This is a genomic window from Prevotella sp. 20925_1_30, from assembly GCF_041433025.1.
In the GTDB taxonomy this organism is placed as follows: Bacteria; Bacteroidota; Bacteroidia; order Bacteroidales; family Bacteroidaceae; genus Prevotella; species Prevotella vespertina.
The window spans coordinates 1-15,746 of sequence record NZ_JAPWAR010000012.1; the positions used below are offsets into that span (position 1 = coordinate 1).

At 40.8% G+C, this 15,746-nt stretch carries 14 protein-coding genes; 11 read left to right on the forward strand and 3 right to left on the reverse strand.

Features of this window, described 5'->3' with window-relative positions; genetic code table 11:
* Positions 1-291: 291 nt before the first annotated feature.
* The 6 genes from O3603_RS06715 (at position 292) to O3603_RS06740 (ending at position 6,078) form a co-directional block, all read left to right on the forward strand.
* Complete coding sequence (locus O3603_RS06715; protein WP_371521686.1) at positions 292-1,215, forward strand: DUF4468 domain-containing protein; 924 nt, start codon at positions 292-294, stop codon at positions 1,213-1,215.
* 56 nt (positions 1,216-1,271) lie between these two features.
* On the forward strand, positions 1,272-1,502 hold the full coding sequence (locus O3603_RS06720; protein ID WP_004384480.1) for a hypothetical protein: 231 nt from the start codon (positions 1,272-1,274) through the stop codon (positions 1,500-1,502).
* Positions 1,502-3,898, forward strand: coding sequence for a putative porin (locus tag O3603_RS06725; protein ID WP_371521688.1), 2,397 nt, complete (start codon positions 1,502-1,504; stop codon positions 3,896-3,898). The genes O3603_RS06720 and O3603_RS06725 overlap by 1 nt, the downstream gene beginning before the upstream one ends.
* A 36-nt stretch (positions 3,899-3,934) precedes the next feature.
* Positions 3,935-4,876, forward strand: a complete 942-nt coding sequence (gene menA / locus O3603_RS06730) for a 1,4-dihydroxy-2-naphthoate octaprenyltransferase (protein WP_371521690.1) — start codon at positions 3,935-3,937, stop codon at positions 4,874-4,876.
* A gap of 75 nt (positions 4,877-4,951) precedes the next feature.
* The gene (locus O3603_RS06735) at positions 4,952-5,587 is read left to right on the forward strand and encodes an HD domain-containing protein (RefSeq protein WP_287315548.1); all 636 of its coding nucleotides are present in this window, start codon (positions 4,952-4,954) and stop codon (positions 5,585-5,587) included.
* Positions 5,588-5,610: 23 nt separating this feature from the next.
* Positions 5,611-6,078 carry a nucleoside deaminase gene (locus O3603_RS06740; RefSeq protein ID WP_155716418.1) on the forward strand — a complete coding sequence of 156 codons (468 nt, stop codon included), beginning with the start codon at positions 5,611-5,613 and terminating at the stop codon, positions 6,076-6,078.
* Positions 6,079-6,656: 578 nt separating this feature from the next.
* Here O3603_RS06740 and udk read toward each other — a convergent pair.
* From udk to O3603_RS06755, 3 genes are all read right to left on the reverse strand, one after another.
* A complete protein-coding gene (gene udk / locus O3603_RS06745; protein ID WP_287315546.1) occupies positions 6,657-7,283 on the reverse strand; it encodes a uridine kinase in 627 nt (208 codons plus the stop codon).
* A gap of 37 nt (positions 7,284-7,320) precedes the next feature.
* Positions 7,321-7,908, reverse strand: a complete 588-nt coding sequence (locus tag O3603_RS06750; protein WP_288953786.1) for a uracil-DNA glycosylase family protein — start codon at positions 7,906-7,908, stop codon at positions 7,321-7,323.
* A 73-nt stretch (positions 7,909-7,981) separates the two neighbouring features.
* Positions 7,982-9,028 carry an endonuclease/exonuclease/phosphatase family protein gene (locus tag O3603_RS06755; protein WP_371521693.1) on the reverse strand — a complete coding sequence of 349 codons (1,047 nt, stop codon included), beginning with the start codon at positions 9,026-9,028 and terminating at the stop codon, positions 7,982-7,984.
* A gap of 210 nt (positions 9,029-9,238) precedes the next feature.
* On the opposite strand from O3603_RS06755, the gene O3603_RS06760 reads away from it, so the two are divergent.
* The 5 genes from O3603_RS06760 (at position 9,239) to O3603_RS06780 (ending at position 15,513) form a co-directional block, all read left to right on the forward strand.
* On the forward strand, positions 9,239-11,818 hold the full coding sequence (locus tag O3603_RS06760; protein WP_371521695.1) for a TonB-dependent receptor: 2,580 nt from the start codon (positions 9,239-9,241) through the stop codon (positions 11,816-11,818).
* Positions 11,819-11,839: 21 nt separating this feature from the next.
* The gene (locus O3603_RS06765; RefSeq protein WP_371521697.1) at positions 11,840-13,078 is read left to right on the forward strand and encodes a DUF5689 domain-containing protein; all 1,239 of its coding nucleotides are present in this window, start codon (positions 11,840-11,842) and stop codon (positions 13,076-13,078) included.
* Positions 13,079-13,101: 23 nt separating this feature from the next.
* A complete protein-coding gene (locus O3603_RS06770; protein ID WP_311454412.1) occupies positions 13,102-14,070 on the forward strand; it encodes a choice-of-anchor J domain-containing protein in 969 nt (322 codons plus the stop codon).
* A 132-nt stretch (positions 14,071-14,202) separates the two neighbouring features.
* On the forward strand, positions 14,203-14,454 hold the full coding sequence (locus O3603_RS06775; RefSeq protein WP_278567430.1) for a type B 50S ribosomal protein L31: 252 nt from the start codon (positions 14,203-14,205) through the stop codon (positions 14,452-14,454).
* 129 nt (positions 14,455-14,583) lie between these two features.
* The gene (locus tag O3603_RS06780) at positions 14,584-15,513 is read left to right on the forward strand and encodes a DNA/RNA non-specific endonuclease (protein ID WP_371521700.1); all 930 of its coding nucleotides are present in this window, start codon (positions 14,584-14,586) and stop codon (positions 15,511-15,513) included.
* The last annotated feature ends 233 nt before the right edge of the window (positions 15,514-15,746 follow it).

Here is a 15,746-nt window from a genome sequence, read left to right on the forward strand (position 1 = left end):
AAGGAGCAAGGAAAAGAAGAAAAAAAAGCCTCACCCCCGCCCCCTCTACAGCCTCACCCCCAACCCCTCTCCGAATGGAGAGGGGAGTGAATAGTACTGTTTGCTAGGGAATTTGGAAGGGAATTACACCTTATAATATATAGGAAACGTAATTGCAACATAGGGAACTTACATGAAAGAACGATTATGGCATGAGGAAAGAAAACGTTAAAAGTATTTATAAACATCCCTTATATAAGTATAATTCCTTATCTTTGCTTATCATTTTGACACTTGATAAAGTTTAGAAATATGAAGAAGACTCTAATATTCTTATTCATGTGCCTTCCTTTGATGGCTATGGCACAAACAACTCTTACGCCAGAGCAGCAATTGGAACAGGCGCAACGCCAATTAGAAGAAGCGAAAGCAGCTTTAGAAAAGGCGAAACAAAATGCGGCTAAAGCAAAGTCTGAAGCAGCAGAGAAAGCAAAAAAAGACGCTGAAGCCATACAACGAAAGATTGCTGAGACAAAAGCAGAAACCGAACGAGTAGCACGTGAGGCTGCGAAGATCAGGCAAGAAGCGAATAAGGAGAGTAATAAGAAAGAAGGCACAACCACTGATTCCACAACAAAGAAAGAGGGTAATTCTAATGCTTGGGTTGTACCTACTACTCCTGATAAAGCAGCAGTAAAGGCAAATAATAAAGTTGCAGACAGTAAGAACACAAATGATATTTATCTTCAACCAGGCATTGTACCTGAAGTAAATGGACAAGTTATATGGACAGAAGATGTTAATGTTCCTGGTGCAACAGCATCTGAATTATATGATAAGGCATACGCTTATCTAACCAAACTCACAGAAGGAAGCAACCAATTAGAAGGTAGTAAGGTAGCATTGGTGAATAAGAATGAGCACAGTATCATCGCAACAATACGAGAGAAACTCATCTTTTCTTCTACATTTCTATCCCTCGACTATACACAATGTAACTATGTGCTACAAGCAACATGTAAGGATGGATTGGCTACATTAAGTATGAGTAGAATCACATATAGTTATGATGTTCAGGGAAATGTAACCAATTATACAGCGGAGAAGTGGATTACTGACCACTATTCAATGAATAAGAAACAGACGCGTCTCCTTCCTGTATCTGGTAAGTTCCGCAAAGCTACTATCGACCGTAAAGATAGTATTTTCCAAGGATTCCGTGAAGCCCTACAATAAAAGGCTAACAACACGACTATTCCTCTTTTAATTAATAACAAGCAAATAACCAACAAATGGAAATACAAAATAGTACAGCACGAAGACCCGACCATCGCTTACACAGGCAAGAACCCAAAGACCGCTTCTTACCGATTCGCCAGAAACTAAACATTATCTTTATGCTTGGTGCAATCGTGGGTGTAGCAGTTTACTTCTTAAGCGAATCAACCACAACAGGTATTATCATTATCCTTGCTGCGATGGTCTTTAAGATTATCGAATGCATCCTTCGTTTTATCCGTTAATGAGAAAATACATATTATTAATTGTTCTTTCCATTGCTTCAACAATCGTTGCAATGGCACAGAACAATGACTACCGCCCCATAGACGATGGCACATTTGCTGCAGATGGATACCGAAAAGACCGCAATTTGGGTCGTTCCGATTCTATCCAAAGCCAGCATAAGGAGATTCCACGTGGCATGAAGGTGTGGACAATAGATGAACGTTTCGGTGATCGCAAACCTGCTATCCCTGATACCTTATCTTATATGTTCATGAACAGAGGACTAAGCACAGGACTTCGAGGCGAATACAATACACTAGGGAACCTCGGTTCTCCACGGCAGAACAGAATCTTTATTGATAGAAAACTACCTTCGGAATTCTTCTTCGTAGATCCGTATGATATGTTCATCGTGCAACCAGGAGACTTTCAATTTACCTCTACCCTCTCCCCTATTACGATTCTATCTTATAATACCGCTGGTAATAGAACCAACGGAGAAGATCGTTTTAAGGCACTCTTTGCTGTTAATGCTGGCAAAGAATGGGGTTTCGGATTCAAGTTTGATTACCTCTATGGTCGTGGATATTATAGCAATCAAAGTACGTCCCACTTCAATTATTCGATGTGGGGAAGCTATTTAGGCGAACGTTATCAAGCTCATCTACTCCTTTCTCTCAATCATCAGAAGGTAACTGAGAATGGTGGTATCACAAACGATGCCTATATCACTCATCCAGAGTCTTTCAATGATTCATACAATGAAGATGAAATTCCTACAGTCCTAAAACAAAACTGGAATAGAAATGATAACCAGCATATCTTCTTCAACCATCGCTATAGTCTGGGATTCTTCCGCAAGATACCTATGACCGAGGAAGAGATTAAGGCAAAGAAGTTTGCCCTCAAATCACAACAGGCTCAAGCAGAGGCAAAAGCGAAGGAAAAGGCGCGCCGAATAGCAAAAGCAAATGGTGATACCTTTGATGAGGAAGCATACGACAAGGAACAACGTTCCTCTGGACGCCCTGATAATGCCGTCATTGCGGGCGATGTTGCGCAGGTTAATCATAAAGCTGATAGTCTTAAAATGGGAAATCGTGAGGTGGTAAACCTAGAAGATTCCGCCCAGATGGCAAGATTGAATAAGGCTGATAAGGCAGCAAAAGACTCTACTTCTCAATGGATGAAGGAAGAATATGTCCCTGTGACGAGTTTTATTCATACAGCTAGATTCGATAATTATCGACGCATCTATCAGGCTTATGAAACCCCAACAGATTACTATGCGCAGAATTACTTTAACTATGGAACAACTGCGAATGATTCTATTTACGACCGAACAAAGCATTGGTCTTTTAAGAATACATTTGCGGTAGCATTGCTCGAAGGATTCAATAAATGGGCAAAGGCAGGATTGAAAGCTTTTGTATCTTATGAGTTAAGACATTATGAATTACCTACAATTACAGCAGCTACTCCGCCTGCCACGGCTTTCATCAATGGTTCACAGAAATGGAATCAACATGATATTTCTGTAGGAGGACAACTCCTCAAGGCTCAAGGCAAGACTCTCCATTACGACATCAGTGCAGAGGCATGGCTGGTAGGAACTCGTGCCGGACAATTCCATCTTGATGGTCACGCAGATGTTGGATTCCCCTTATTCGGCGATACAGTACAATTAGCCGCTACGGCTTTCTTGCATCGTTCGGCTCCTTCTTTCTATATGGAGCAGTTCTATGGCAAGCATTATTGGTGGAATAACAACCTTGATCAGCAGATTCATTCACGCATATTAGGTGAATTGTCACTACAACGGACACGCACAAAAGTACGTGTTGGCTATGATGTTTTAAAGAACTACACCTACTTCGGACTTCAGAATGATCGTGTTAGAAGTGGAGACAACTATCTCGTACAACACAACAATGTGAATGTTAGACAAGCAAGTAGTCCTATTAGTTTGCTTACCTTACAACTGCAACAGGACTTTCAACTAGGCATACTCAACTGGCAGAATGTACTGACATTGCAAAAGTCAAGTAAGGAAGACATTTTACCAGTACCGACTTTCAATGCTTATAGTAATCTGTTCATCCGATTCAAGATTGCACGTGTGCTAAAATGTGACTTGGGTGTTGATATGCGCTACTTCACAAGTTATTATGCTCCAGAATATATCCCGGGAATGGGCACATTCGGAATACAGGAAACGGCTGCAAGTAAGACTAAGATTGGTAATTATCCGCTCTTGGATGCTTATGCAAACTTCCAATTACAGCACACACGTTTCTTCATAATGTTCACGCATCTCAATGAGGGAAGTGGTGGAAATTATCTTTTCACACCGCATTATCCATTGAATCCACGTATTCTAAAATTCGGTATTAGTTGGAACTTCTTTAACTAAACAAGCTTCATCAGGACTTTACCATCATTATAATAAATGATTTCAGAACGTGACAACATAAAAACTAATAGTCTATCTGCATGGATTCTTGCAGCTCGTCCAAAGACATTGACGGGTGCGATTGTCCCTGTAATGATAGGAACAGCATGGGCTTGGAAGGTTGGTGGAGCTGAAAACTTCCGTTTCCTCCCCGCCCTACTCTGTTTCCTTTTTGCCTTTTTAATGCAGATTGACTCTAATTTCATCAATGATTATTTCGATTGCGTAAAGGGAAGTGACGACAAAGAGACGCGTCTTGGTCCTAAACGTGCCTGTACGGAAGGATGGATCACACTGCCAGCTATGCGCAAAGGATTAGTCATTACCTCTCTGCTCGCTAGTCTCGTTGGGCTTCCTCTCGTATTTTATGGCGGATGGCAAATGGTTCTTGTTGGTGCAGCCTGCGTACTTTTCGCCTTCTTATACACCACCTTTTTTTCCTATCTAGGCTTGGGAGATGTACTTGTATTGGTATTTTTCGGTATCATTCCAGTCACCTTTACCACTTATGTCATCCTTCCTTCCACGTTACAAGGCGTTTATCCTGAGGTAATTATGACAAGCATTGCTTGTGGATTGGTTATTGATACACTCCTAATCGTCAATAACTATCGGGATAGAGACAACGACAAGAAAAGCGGAAAGATGACTCTAATTGTGAGAATCGGAGCAAGGAAAGCAGAAAAACTCTATAACTTTTTAGGTTTACTCGCTATCATTTTCACCATACAAGGACGCATTAGCCCCGATAACAATGGGTGGAAAGCCTACGTAATTCCGCTGATTATCTATATCCCTTATATCTTCTTGCACACCAAAACACAGCGGTATATGGTGCAAATCAAGCAAGGGCGGGAACTAAATAAAGTACTGGCTCTCACGGCTCGGAATATCCTAATCTATGGAATACTAACCACAATCGTGGTGCTTATTTCATAATATTGCATCAGCCCCATTAGCCGTTCTCCCTCAATCTCACCCCATTTCTTCATTTTTTAAATACAAACAATTCCCATGCAACAGCCCAATCTCGAAATAATGACATTTGTAGAACAGCAGATTCTACCCCGTTACAACGCTTTCGGAAGGAGTCATGGACTCGGACACGTGCAGCGAGTAATCAAAAACTCACTAGCATTAGCCGCCGCAACAGGCGCCGATGTCAACATGGTGTATGTCATTGCTGCCTATCACGACCTAGGAATGGAGGGACCTCGTGCTATCCATCACATCACAAGCGGTAAGATTCTTCTTGCTGACGTAAGACTGAAAAAGTGGTTTTCACCCGAGCAATTAAAGATAATGAAGGAAGCGGTGGAGGATCATCGTGCCAGTTGTTCACGCACGCCAAGGAGCATTTATGGGAAAATCGTGGCTGAAGCCGACCGAGATTTAGAGCCAGAAATCGTATTCTCACGTGCCATTCTCTACGGAATTGAGAATTATCCTGAGAAGAATGAGGAACAAATGTGGGAACGATTCCGCGATCACATGAAGGAAAAGTATAGTCGGACGGGCTATCTCAAACTATGGATTCCAGTTTCACCGAATGCTAAGAACTTAGAAATCATACGCAAAACCATTGAAAATGAGACTCTATTGCGTGATGTTTTCAATAAGATTTATCCACAGTTATTAGCCAAAAATTAAGTAATTACAAGGTCAGAAATACGATGACAAAAGAAGAATTAATGCGGAAGGCTATAGAGCTTTCCATCGAAAGTGTGCACAATGGTGGTGGTCCCTTTGGCGCTGTCATTGCACGTGAAGGTGAGATTATAGCAGAAGGAAGTAATGGCGTCACGATTTATAACGATCCAACGGCACATGCCGAAGTAACGGCTATCCGAAAAGCTTGCGAGAAATTGGGCACTTTCGACCTCACAGGATGCGAAATTTACACCTCCTGCGAGCCATGCCCTATGTGCCTCGGTGCAATTTATTGGGCACATTTGGATAAAATCTACTATGCAAATGACCGAAAAGATGCTGCCGATATAGGTTTTGATGACGATTTTATCTATCAAGAGATAGAAGTAAAACCACAATATCGCAAGAAGCCTTCAGAGATTTTGATGCGTGAGGAAGGGCTCGAGGCATTCCGAATTTGGAATAAAAAGACGGATAAAATTGAATATTAAAATCTTGTTTCTAAGATTCCGATAGGTCTGTTTCTTCAAAAAGAAATAGCCAAAAAAGAGGAAAAGGAGGTTATGACAAACTGTTCACAACCTCCATTTTGTTGGAATATATTTTACAAACGAAATTTTCAATCTAGCGTTTGAAAGCAAAGAAATATCCTTTAAAATAGAAATCTACCTACGTTTTTGATAAAATCTACCTACGTTTTGAGTAAAACGTACCTCCGTTTTTGGTGAAATGTACCTCCGTTTTTATAAAAAGATAGGTGCGTTTTGGGCTGAAAGTAGGTACGTTTTGGCTGAAAAGAGGGTATTTTTTGCTAAAAAAGAACGATTAGAATAACCTCATCATAGGTTAGATTTCAATAAAATATTGATTATCAGCGTATTAAAGAAATATACAAAAATGGCTCTATAATTAGCGTATTTGAACACAAGCTTAGAACTCCTCGAAAAAAACGCAGAAATAAACACCCAAATTAGCAGTATTATTTTACAAAAAAGGATTCATGCATTGTCTATAACATGAATCCTTTTTTATCTAGTAATGCGCCACTTCAAGCACAAACCTACGATTTTTATTGTTCAGGCATCAGTCCTTCAATGTACTTACAGAGCATATTGATACCCTTAACATTCTCACCACCTTGTGGGATAATCAAATCAGCATAACGCTTTGTTGGCTCAATAAACTGCTCGTGCATGGGTTTAAGCACCTCCAAATAACGGTCAACAACCATAGAAACAGTACGACCGCGATCGATAGTATCACGCTGAATATTGCGAATTAAACGCTCGTCAGAGTCACAATCAACAAAGATTTTGAGGTCCATCATCTCTCTCAACTTCCTATTACTTAGCGCCATAATCCCCTCAACGATAATAACAGGTTTGGGTTCTACATGGATGGTTTCAGGCAAACGATTGCTAAGAATGTAGCTATAGGTGGGTTGTTCAACCGCTTTTCCCTCACGCAATTCATTCACATGCTTAATCAATAGCTTCCAATCGAACGCATCAGGATGGTCAAAATTGATGGCTTTTCGCTCCTCATCGGTAAGCCCCGTCGTGTCATTATAATAAGAATCCAAGGGAACGACAGCAACATAATGAGGAGGGAGGCTCTCAACAATTTTCTTAACAACAGTAGTCTTTCCCGAGCCAGTTCCACCAGCAATGCCAATGATTGTAATCTTATCTTTCATCTTTTTTGATTTTATTTCCTTTTTTATTATCGGACTATCATTCATTGAATAATCCTATGTCCTTCAACATCTGTACATAATATTCTGACTTCTTCTCAACCTTCATCGGATAGGCGCGACTACTACTGGGTTCGCGATAGAGTTTGAGGGTTCGCCCTTCGAATGAAAACTCCTTATAGTCGCCCATCTTCATCTTACGCGCATCTATTTGATAATGATCTGTAAATACCTTTGTAGCTAATTGTCCTGCTGCAAGTACCGCTTTACACTCTGGAAGAACACGAAGCATACCATCAAGGTCGGCTGGTTCTACGATCTCCAAGTCCTTATCAGCCGCAGTTCCAGTCGTTCGTCGGATACGTAACGCGGTATCGAAGATAGCAATTCCTTTCTCTTTCAGGAAGGTTTTCAGTAATTCTAGCTTATAAGTTTTGTTTTCCTCATCTACAAAATACTGCTTATCACCAAAGAATATATAACCAAATATGCGCCACATATCATTCGTGTAATTAGGATAATACCATTCCATACACCACCGCTTTGGGGCTGGAGGGAAGGTTCCTAACAGCAATAGCTTCGCATTACTTGGTAACCATGGCTCAAAAGGATGAGTTTCTATTTCCATTGTCTTATTATTATCAAATTAAGCTAATTAGCCTTATTAGCCCTATTAGCCTTATTAGCCTAATAACCCTCTACTACTGCTGCTGCTTAACAAAATAAGTTACCACTGGCAAGTGATCAGAATAACCATCCAACCAAACACCACCAGCCGTAGTACGCTTTGTATTTCCTTTATATTTACCAGTTTCCTGGAAGAGATAATCCCGACGGAAGATCTGATTCTTCCAGAACTTCAACTGAGAGAAATCCTTTTTACCATCCTTATTTAATAGATTAGGCGTCATGATAATCTGATCAAAGAGATTCCACTTACCTTGATATTGCAAGGTTCCTGTTCCCTCCTTTACTAAGAGATTATACCATGGATTATACATATCATCAGCACCAACCTCATTAATTTCAGCTTTCGCAGATAGACACTCATGGATACTCTTATTCGTTGGATCATCATTCATATCACCCATTACTAATACTTTTACCTGTGGATCATCAAGAAGTAATGAGTCTTTCAACACTTTTACCTGCTTCGCACCTAATTCTCGATAATAAGAACCAGCTCCACGACTAGGAAGGTGACAAACGACAACCGTCAGATGTTCACCAGCTAAAGTTCCACTAACAGTAAGGAATCCACGAGTTGCACGTGTACTGTCCTGCGGAAGATCATAAACGTATGGAACTAACTTTGTGTTGCGAACAGTAAAAAGATTAGGGTTATAGATTAAAGCGCAATCAATGCCACGATGATCAGGACCTTCTATATGCACAAACTTATAACCACGAGCAGCCAAAGCAGGTTGAGCTACTAGATCACGCATTACATGATCATTCTCAATCTCAGCCAATCCAATCATCGCACAACCAACATTCGGTAGAACATCCGTTCCCATCTCCGCCAATACTGTTGACATGTTATGCAACTTATGGCTATATTTCATCTCATTCCAATGATAACTACCATTCGGTGTGAAATCATAATCGTTCTTTCCCTCATCATGGGTGCAATCAAACAGATTCTCTTGATTGTAAAAACCAACGGCATAAACAGAAAACTTCTTCTGTGCAGAAGTAGAAATACCAAAGAAAATGGTACCAATAAGAGCAAATAGTAACTTTCTCATTATTATTAAATGTTGTTGTTTGTTATCAGCAGCACACATCCCTGTTCCATAACTAATCAATAAGAGACTGGGATTTTACTTTTGCAAATGTCGTTAATTTATCCGACATATAGGCATGATTCCCGAAAAATTAATCAAAAAGCCTTTCCTTTTTAAAATTTATTTCGTTACTTTGCACACAAAATATAACATATTTTAATGTAATCAACTATGCAGAAAAAGCTGACACTTGCTGTTTTAGCCTTTTGCAGTTCATCCGTTATGGTGGCACAAAATACCAAAACAGAGATGAACCAGCAGGAACAAACAGCCAACACTATGGACGAATCGGCGTTTACATTCACTGAAGCGCAATTAGGTGAAGACAATGACATGAACGACAATGTCACAATTCTTAACTCAAATAGTAACGTCTATGCTTCTCAAGTAGGTTTCTTATACTCTCCAATGCGCTTCCGTTATCGTGCATTGAGCCAGAAGTATAACGACATCTACATCAATGGAGCACCGATGAATGACATGGAAAGTGGACAGTTCCGCTACTCTATGGTTGGTGGTCTTAATCAACAAACACGTAATGTTGACTTTGCCCTACCTTTTGAGAGTAATAACTTCTCAATGACAGGACTAGCAGGAAGTAACAACTATGATTTCCGTGCAGGATCTATGGCTGCTGGACATCGTATTACTCTTTCTGCAGCTAACCGCAATTACACCCTCCGTGGTATGTACAACTATGCTTCTGGATTCAATGCTAAAGGATGGGCTATCGCAGCAAGTGTTGCTTATCGTTGGGCAAATCGTGGTTATGTTGAAGGCACATTCTATAACTCATTATCTTATTTCTTCGGTGTTCAGAAGAAATGGAATAATGGTCATTCATTAGCATTATCTACATGGGGTAATCCAACCGAGCGTGCTTCTCAAGGCGCAAGTACTGATGAAGCATATTGGCTTGCTAATGATTATCAATATAATCCTTATTGGGGTTATCAAGAAGGGCGCAAGCGTAACAGCCGTGTTGTAAATGATTTCGCACCTTCTGCTATCCTTACTTGGGATTGGGACATTAATAAGAAGATGAAACTCACAACGAGTCTCTTCGCTAAGTACTCAATGTATAAGAGTACAAAGCTAAATTACAACAATAGTGACAACCCACAGCCAGATTATTGGAAGAACCTTCCAAGTAGTTACTTTGATGTATGGAATGAGAGCGATGTACGCTATCGTACATCACAGGCATACGCTGATTGGAAGACTGCTGTTGCATGGTGGGGCAATAAGGAGAATCGTCAGATTCAATGGGATCGTCTTTACTATGCAAACCGTCAAGCTGCTATTAACGGACAAGATGCGCTCTATTATCTACAAGCAAAGCACATTGATAATCTGACAACATCCCTTTCTTCAACACTCACAAACCATATTGCTAAGAATAAGGTTTTAAATGTTGGATTCTCACTTGGTCAGAACTTTGCTCGTCATTATCAGACAATGGAAGACCTATTAGGTGCTAAGAGTTTCCATAACGTGAATACTTACGCTATCGGAACATACGCTGCTAATGATCCTCGTATCCAATACGACCTCAACACAATGGGAACAAGAGGCTTGGGCAGTCTTGTTTATGAAGGCGATAAGTTTGGTTATGACTATAACATCAACGTACGTCGTGGTCAACTATGGGCTAGTTACAATGAAACTCTCGGCAAACTGAATTATATGGTAGCTGGGCGATTAGCTTATGACAACATGTATCGTACTGGTCATATGCGCAATGGTATGTTTGCAGATAACTCATATGGTAAGAGCAAACATGCAGACTTCGTTTCTGGTGGATTAAAGTCTAGTGCTACACTTACTCTTGGTGGTGGGAATGCACTTTCTCTCGGCTTAGGCTATGAACATAGAGCACCAAATGCAAGCAATGCTTTTGCCTCTCCAGAGATGAACAACGACTTTATTCTCAACCTACGTAACGAGCGAATCTTCTCAAGCGAATTAAGTTATCAGTATTCTGGCAGTTGGTTACATGCAAACCTTAGCGGTTATTATAACCACATGACACATGTAACAGAATGGCAAAACTTCTACTTTGACGATGCTAACTCATTTACTTATGTTAGCATGACTAACATAAAGAAAAATTATTATGGTGTTGAGTTAGGACTCGACTTTAAGATTAATAGCTTCTTAAACTTTAAGGCACTTGGAACATGGAGCGAGGCTAAAAACATCAATAATGCTGATGCTATTTACATGAACTCTACAAAGAGTACATATAATAAGGATGTTGTTTACAACAAGGGTATGCACGAGGCAAACACTCCTCTGAGTGTATATAGTGGTATCCTTAGCTTCCACAAGGCAGGTTGGTTCATCGACTTGAGTGGCAACTACTATGATAGAATCTATCTCTCATACGCTCCTAGTCTCAGTTATGGTAGCACACTTCGCACAATGGGTACAGCTCTTGGTGGTATGGATGCTGATGGTAACTATACTCCATACGCACAAAGTGAGGGTAAAGGCGGATTTATGCTCGATGCATCTATTGGTAAGAGCATCTATTTGCCACATGGTAGCCTATCTATCAATTTGATGATTACAAACCTCCTCAACAACCAAAAGATTGTTAGTGGTGGTTATGAGCAGAGCCGCAGTAACTATACAATCAATAGAGCTACTGGCGCAGCAACAACACGTGCTTACGACTTCTATCGCAATCCAAAGAAATACTATGTAAATGGTATCAATGGTATGTTGAACGTTGCATATAAATTCTAAAACTAAAGAATAGGAACAATTATGATGAGATTTAAATATTTAATGATGGCTGCTGCCTGCGCTCTCTTTGCTTCTTGTATGAACGATGGTTATACTGAGCCTGACGAGAATGCACCAGCCCCTTATGGCAATAATGAACTGACAGAAACAAATGTCATCACTATTGCACAACTGAAGAATAACTTTGCAACTTACATTGCTACCGACTTCCGAGATGGTCGTAGCTATGCTAAAGTTGATGATGATATTAAGATTAAGGCAATCGTAACCAGTTCTGATGTACAAGGTAACGTTTATCAAGAACTAGCTTTACAGGATGCGACGGGTGCTATCATTGTTAGTGTAGCACAAGGCGGACTCTATGGAGCATTACCTGTTGGTACAGAAGTCTTGGTTAGCTTGAAGGATCTCTATGTCGGTAACTATGGTAAACAAGCACAGATTGGTGTACCATCGAAGAATGCGACAGGTGCAGATGTCATTGGACGAATCGGTCGTGCGACATGGGATCAGCACTACAAGATTCTTTCAACAGGACATAAAGTTGAGCCTACCCTCTTTGCAACAGGTTCAACTCCTACAACTTGGAATCTCGATACAGACGGAGGTAAGCTCGGTGTAATCCGTAACGTTAGTTTCAAGAGTAGCAACAACGCAAAGGTGAAAGATACCTTCGCTGATGCGAATGGCGGTGCGGGTAGCGTTAGTTGGACATTGAATGAGCAGGACGGAAGAAAGGTAATTGTATATAACAGTAACTTTGCTGACTTTGCGAATGCTAAGGTTCCAACTGGTAAAGTAGACATCACTGGTATCATCAAGCGTTTCAACAACCAGTGGGAAATTATCATTCGCTCTTTGGACGATATCAAGCCCGCTGAACGCATAGATCCATTTGCAGGACTTCCTGGTACAGGTGATGGCACTCTTGCTAATCCTATTGATGTAACCCGTGCCTTAGCTTACATTGCTTCTGGTCATGCTGATGCTACAGAGTGCTATATAAAAGGTAAGATATCCTTAGTCAACAGCGTTGATACTGGTAATTATGGTAATGCTGAATATTACATATCAAATGACGGTACAACCAACAATCACCTCATGGTATTCCGTGGCTATTGGTTGAATGGTGCTAAGTTCACTACCGCAACAGCTCCACAACTCGCTGTTGGAAAGACAGTCGTTATCCTCGGTAAGTTGAAAGACTATAATGGTACGCCAGAGGTTGACCAGCGTAGTAAGATTATCTCAATTAATTAACAAGTAAAGTAACAATACACAAGATGAAAAAGATTATTTATTCAATGATGGCATTGGCTATCTCTGCCACAGTTTTCACCAGTTGCGAGGATGTACCATCGCCATATAACATGACATTCGAAGAGCCTAATGTCACTCCTACCCCACAACCAACCACTGATCTCAATACAGAGGCTACCGCTTGGACGGTTGCAGAAGCAGTACAGAAGATACAGGCAGGGCAGACTACAAACGGAGAGGCTTATGTAAAGGGTATTATCTCTGCTGTAACTTTCTACGATCAGAACCATAAGAGTTTATCATATTATATCTCTGATAATGGAACCGATAAGACTCTTCAAGTATTCTCTGGTAAGGGTGTAAATGGTGCTGACTTCGCAGCTAAGACCGATTTGCAGGTTGGTCAAACAGTTGTTGTTAAGGGTAATCTCAAAGCTTTTACTAACAAGCAGGGACAGACTATCATGGAGATAGATAAGGGTAGCAAGATTATAACTATTGGTGGCTCTGCAACCCCACAACCATCAGGTGTAGCACTCGCTGCAACATTTGCAACAGGCGAAGACAATTTCACGATCAATAATATCACCCTCCCTTCAGAACTCACATTCGTTTGGAAACATGACGCAAAGAACAAGTATATGAAGGCTTCTGCACACAAAGGTAGTGATAACTATGCTTCTGAGAGCCGTCTCGTATCTCCAGCCTTTAGCCTAGCAGGTAGGACTACTGCTACACTTTCTTTCAAGCACGCAGCTAAATTCTTTGCCAATGCAGCCAACGAGTTTAAGGTACAAGTATCAACAGATGGCACAACATGGCATGACGTAGCTGTTTCAGCTTATCCAACAGGTAACGATTGGAAGTTCATCGATGCTACTTGTGACCTCTCAGCTTATGCAGGTCAACCAACTGTTTATATTGGTTTCCACTATACCAGCACAGCAACAACTGCTGGTACATGGGAGATTAGCAACGTAGAGGTAAAGTAAAAAACAATATGAAATATTTGGCAGGGTGCAGAATTATTCGTAATTTTGCACCCTGTTGAGTGTAGTCTCCTAGTTTATTCATAGGAGAAGAACAAAGACGAGTTACATTATTAACAATTAGATAATAACAAAATGAAACAAGGTATTCATCCAGAAAACTATCGCCCCGTCGTATTCAAAGATATGTCCAACGGCGATATGTTCCTTTCAAAATCTACATGCAAGACTACAGAGACAGTAGAGTTTGAAGGCGAAACTTACCCAGTGGTAAAAGTCGAAATCTCAAGTACCTCTCACCCATTCTATACAGGTAAGAGCAAACTTGTCGATACAGCAGGTCGCGTAGACCGCTTCATGAGCCGTTACGGTAAGTTGAAGAAGTAATCGATAAATATCTTTCGATTTAAAGACATATAAAGTGCGAACAAACGTAGTTGCATATACGTTTGCTCGCACTTTTGTATTCAAGAAAAACTAGCATCCTCTAACAAAACAAGCACACAACCCGACACAATGAACAAGAAACTAGTCAGCAAGGGCATTTTCACCCTTACCTTACTCACCTTAACTATATGTTCTTCATGTAGCAAAGACGATAGCGGCTCATCCTCCACAGGACAGAAAGAGACCATCGTTAATAACACAAACTCAAATATAAAGGATATCCGACTAGCAACACATCGCCTTGAATTTCCAAGGCTAAAGGGCGGAAGCAGTATTGTTCTCACACACGAACTGAATACGGGTGAAGTGAATTACAGCGTGGAATGGGATATCGTAAAGAAGTCAAACCGATGGACTTGCTACGAGATTTATGCGAAAAACGCTGAGAAGAACGTACCAAGGAAGCCATACACCGACCCAAATCAATACCCCTTTGACCCGCTCTTCCCCGCAAATGCCTATTATACTTACGACCCTATCTACGGCTCTGGCTACGACCATGGGCACATCTGTCCCTCGGAAGACAGGAAATACTCAAGGGAATCGAATGACCAGACTTTCTATCTTAGTAATATGCAACCTCAGGTCCATGGCTTCAACGCTGGAGTTTGGGAAACGATGGAAAGTAAGATGAGAACCTATATCACTGCTGCCAACGGATCCAAAGACACACTCTTCATCTGTCGCGGTGGTACGATTGATAAGGCAGGACAATTCATGACGATGAGAAGTAACGTCATCGTCCCCAAATACTTCTTCTCAGCTGCCCTGATGAAGTATAAGGTGTACGGAAAAGATAAGTGGGAGTACAAGGCTATCGGCTTCTGGTTTGAGCACAAGAGTAACAATGACCGCTCGCTTGTACCCTATGTTGTCAACATCAGTGAGCTTGAACAACTCACGGGTATAGACTTCTTTTGCAATCTACCTGATGACATTGAGCGAAAGGTAGAAAGCGTGTCAAAAGAGAAAATCATTGACCTCTGGAACATACAATAGGTACTTCCTGCTACGAAAGAACCTACTTTGCAGACTGTTACACAATAGGGCTGTCTAATCATTCTCACCCATTTGCGAATCATCTACTACCCATTTCAACATGATTTAGCACCTGTTCCAGCATTATTTATTACCCGTTCCACATTTCCTTCTAACGTGTTGCGCATCAGTTACACACGTGTATAAATTTAGTTTCACCGTGGTGACGAAATAGTTTCACCATGGTGACGAAT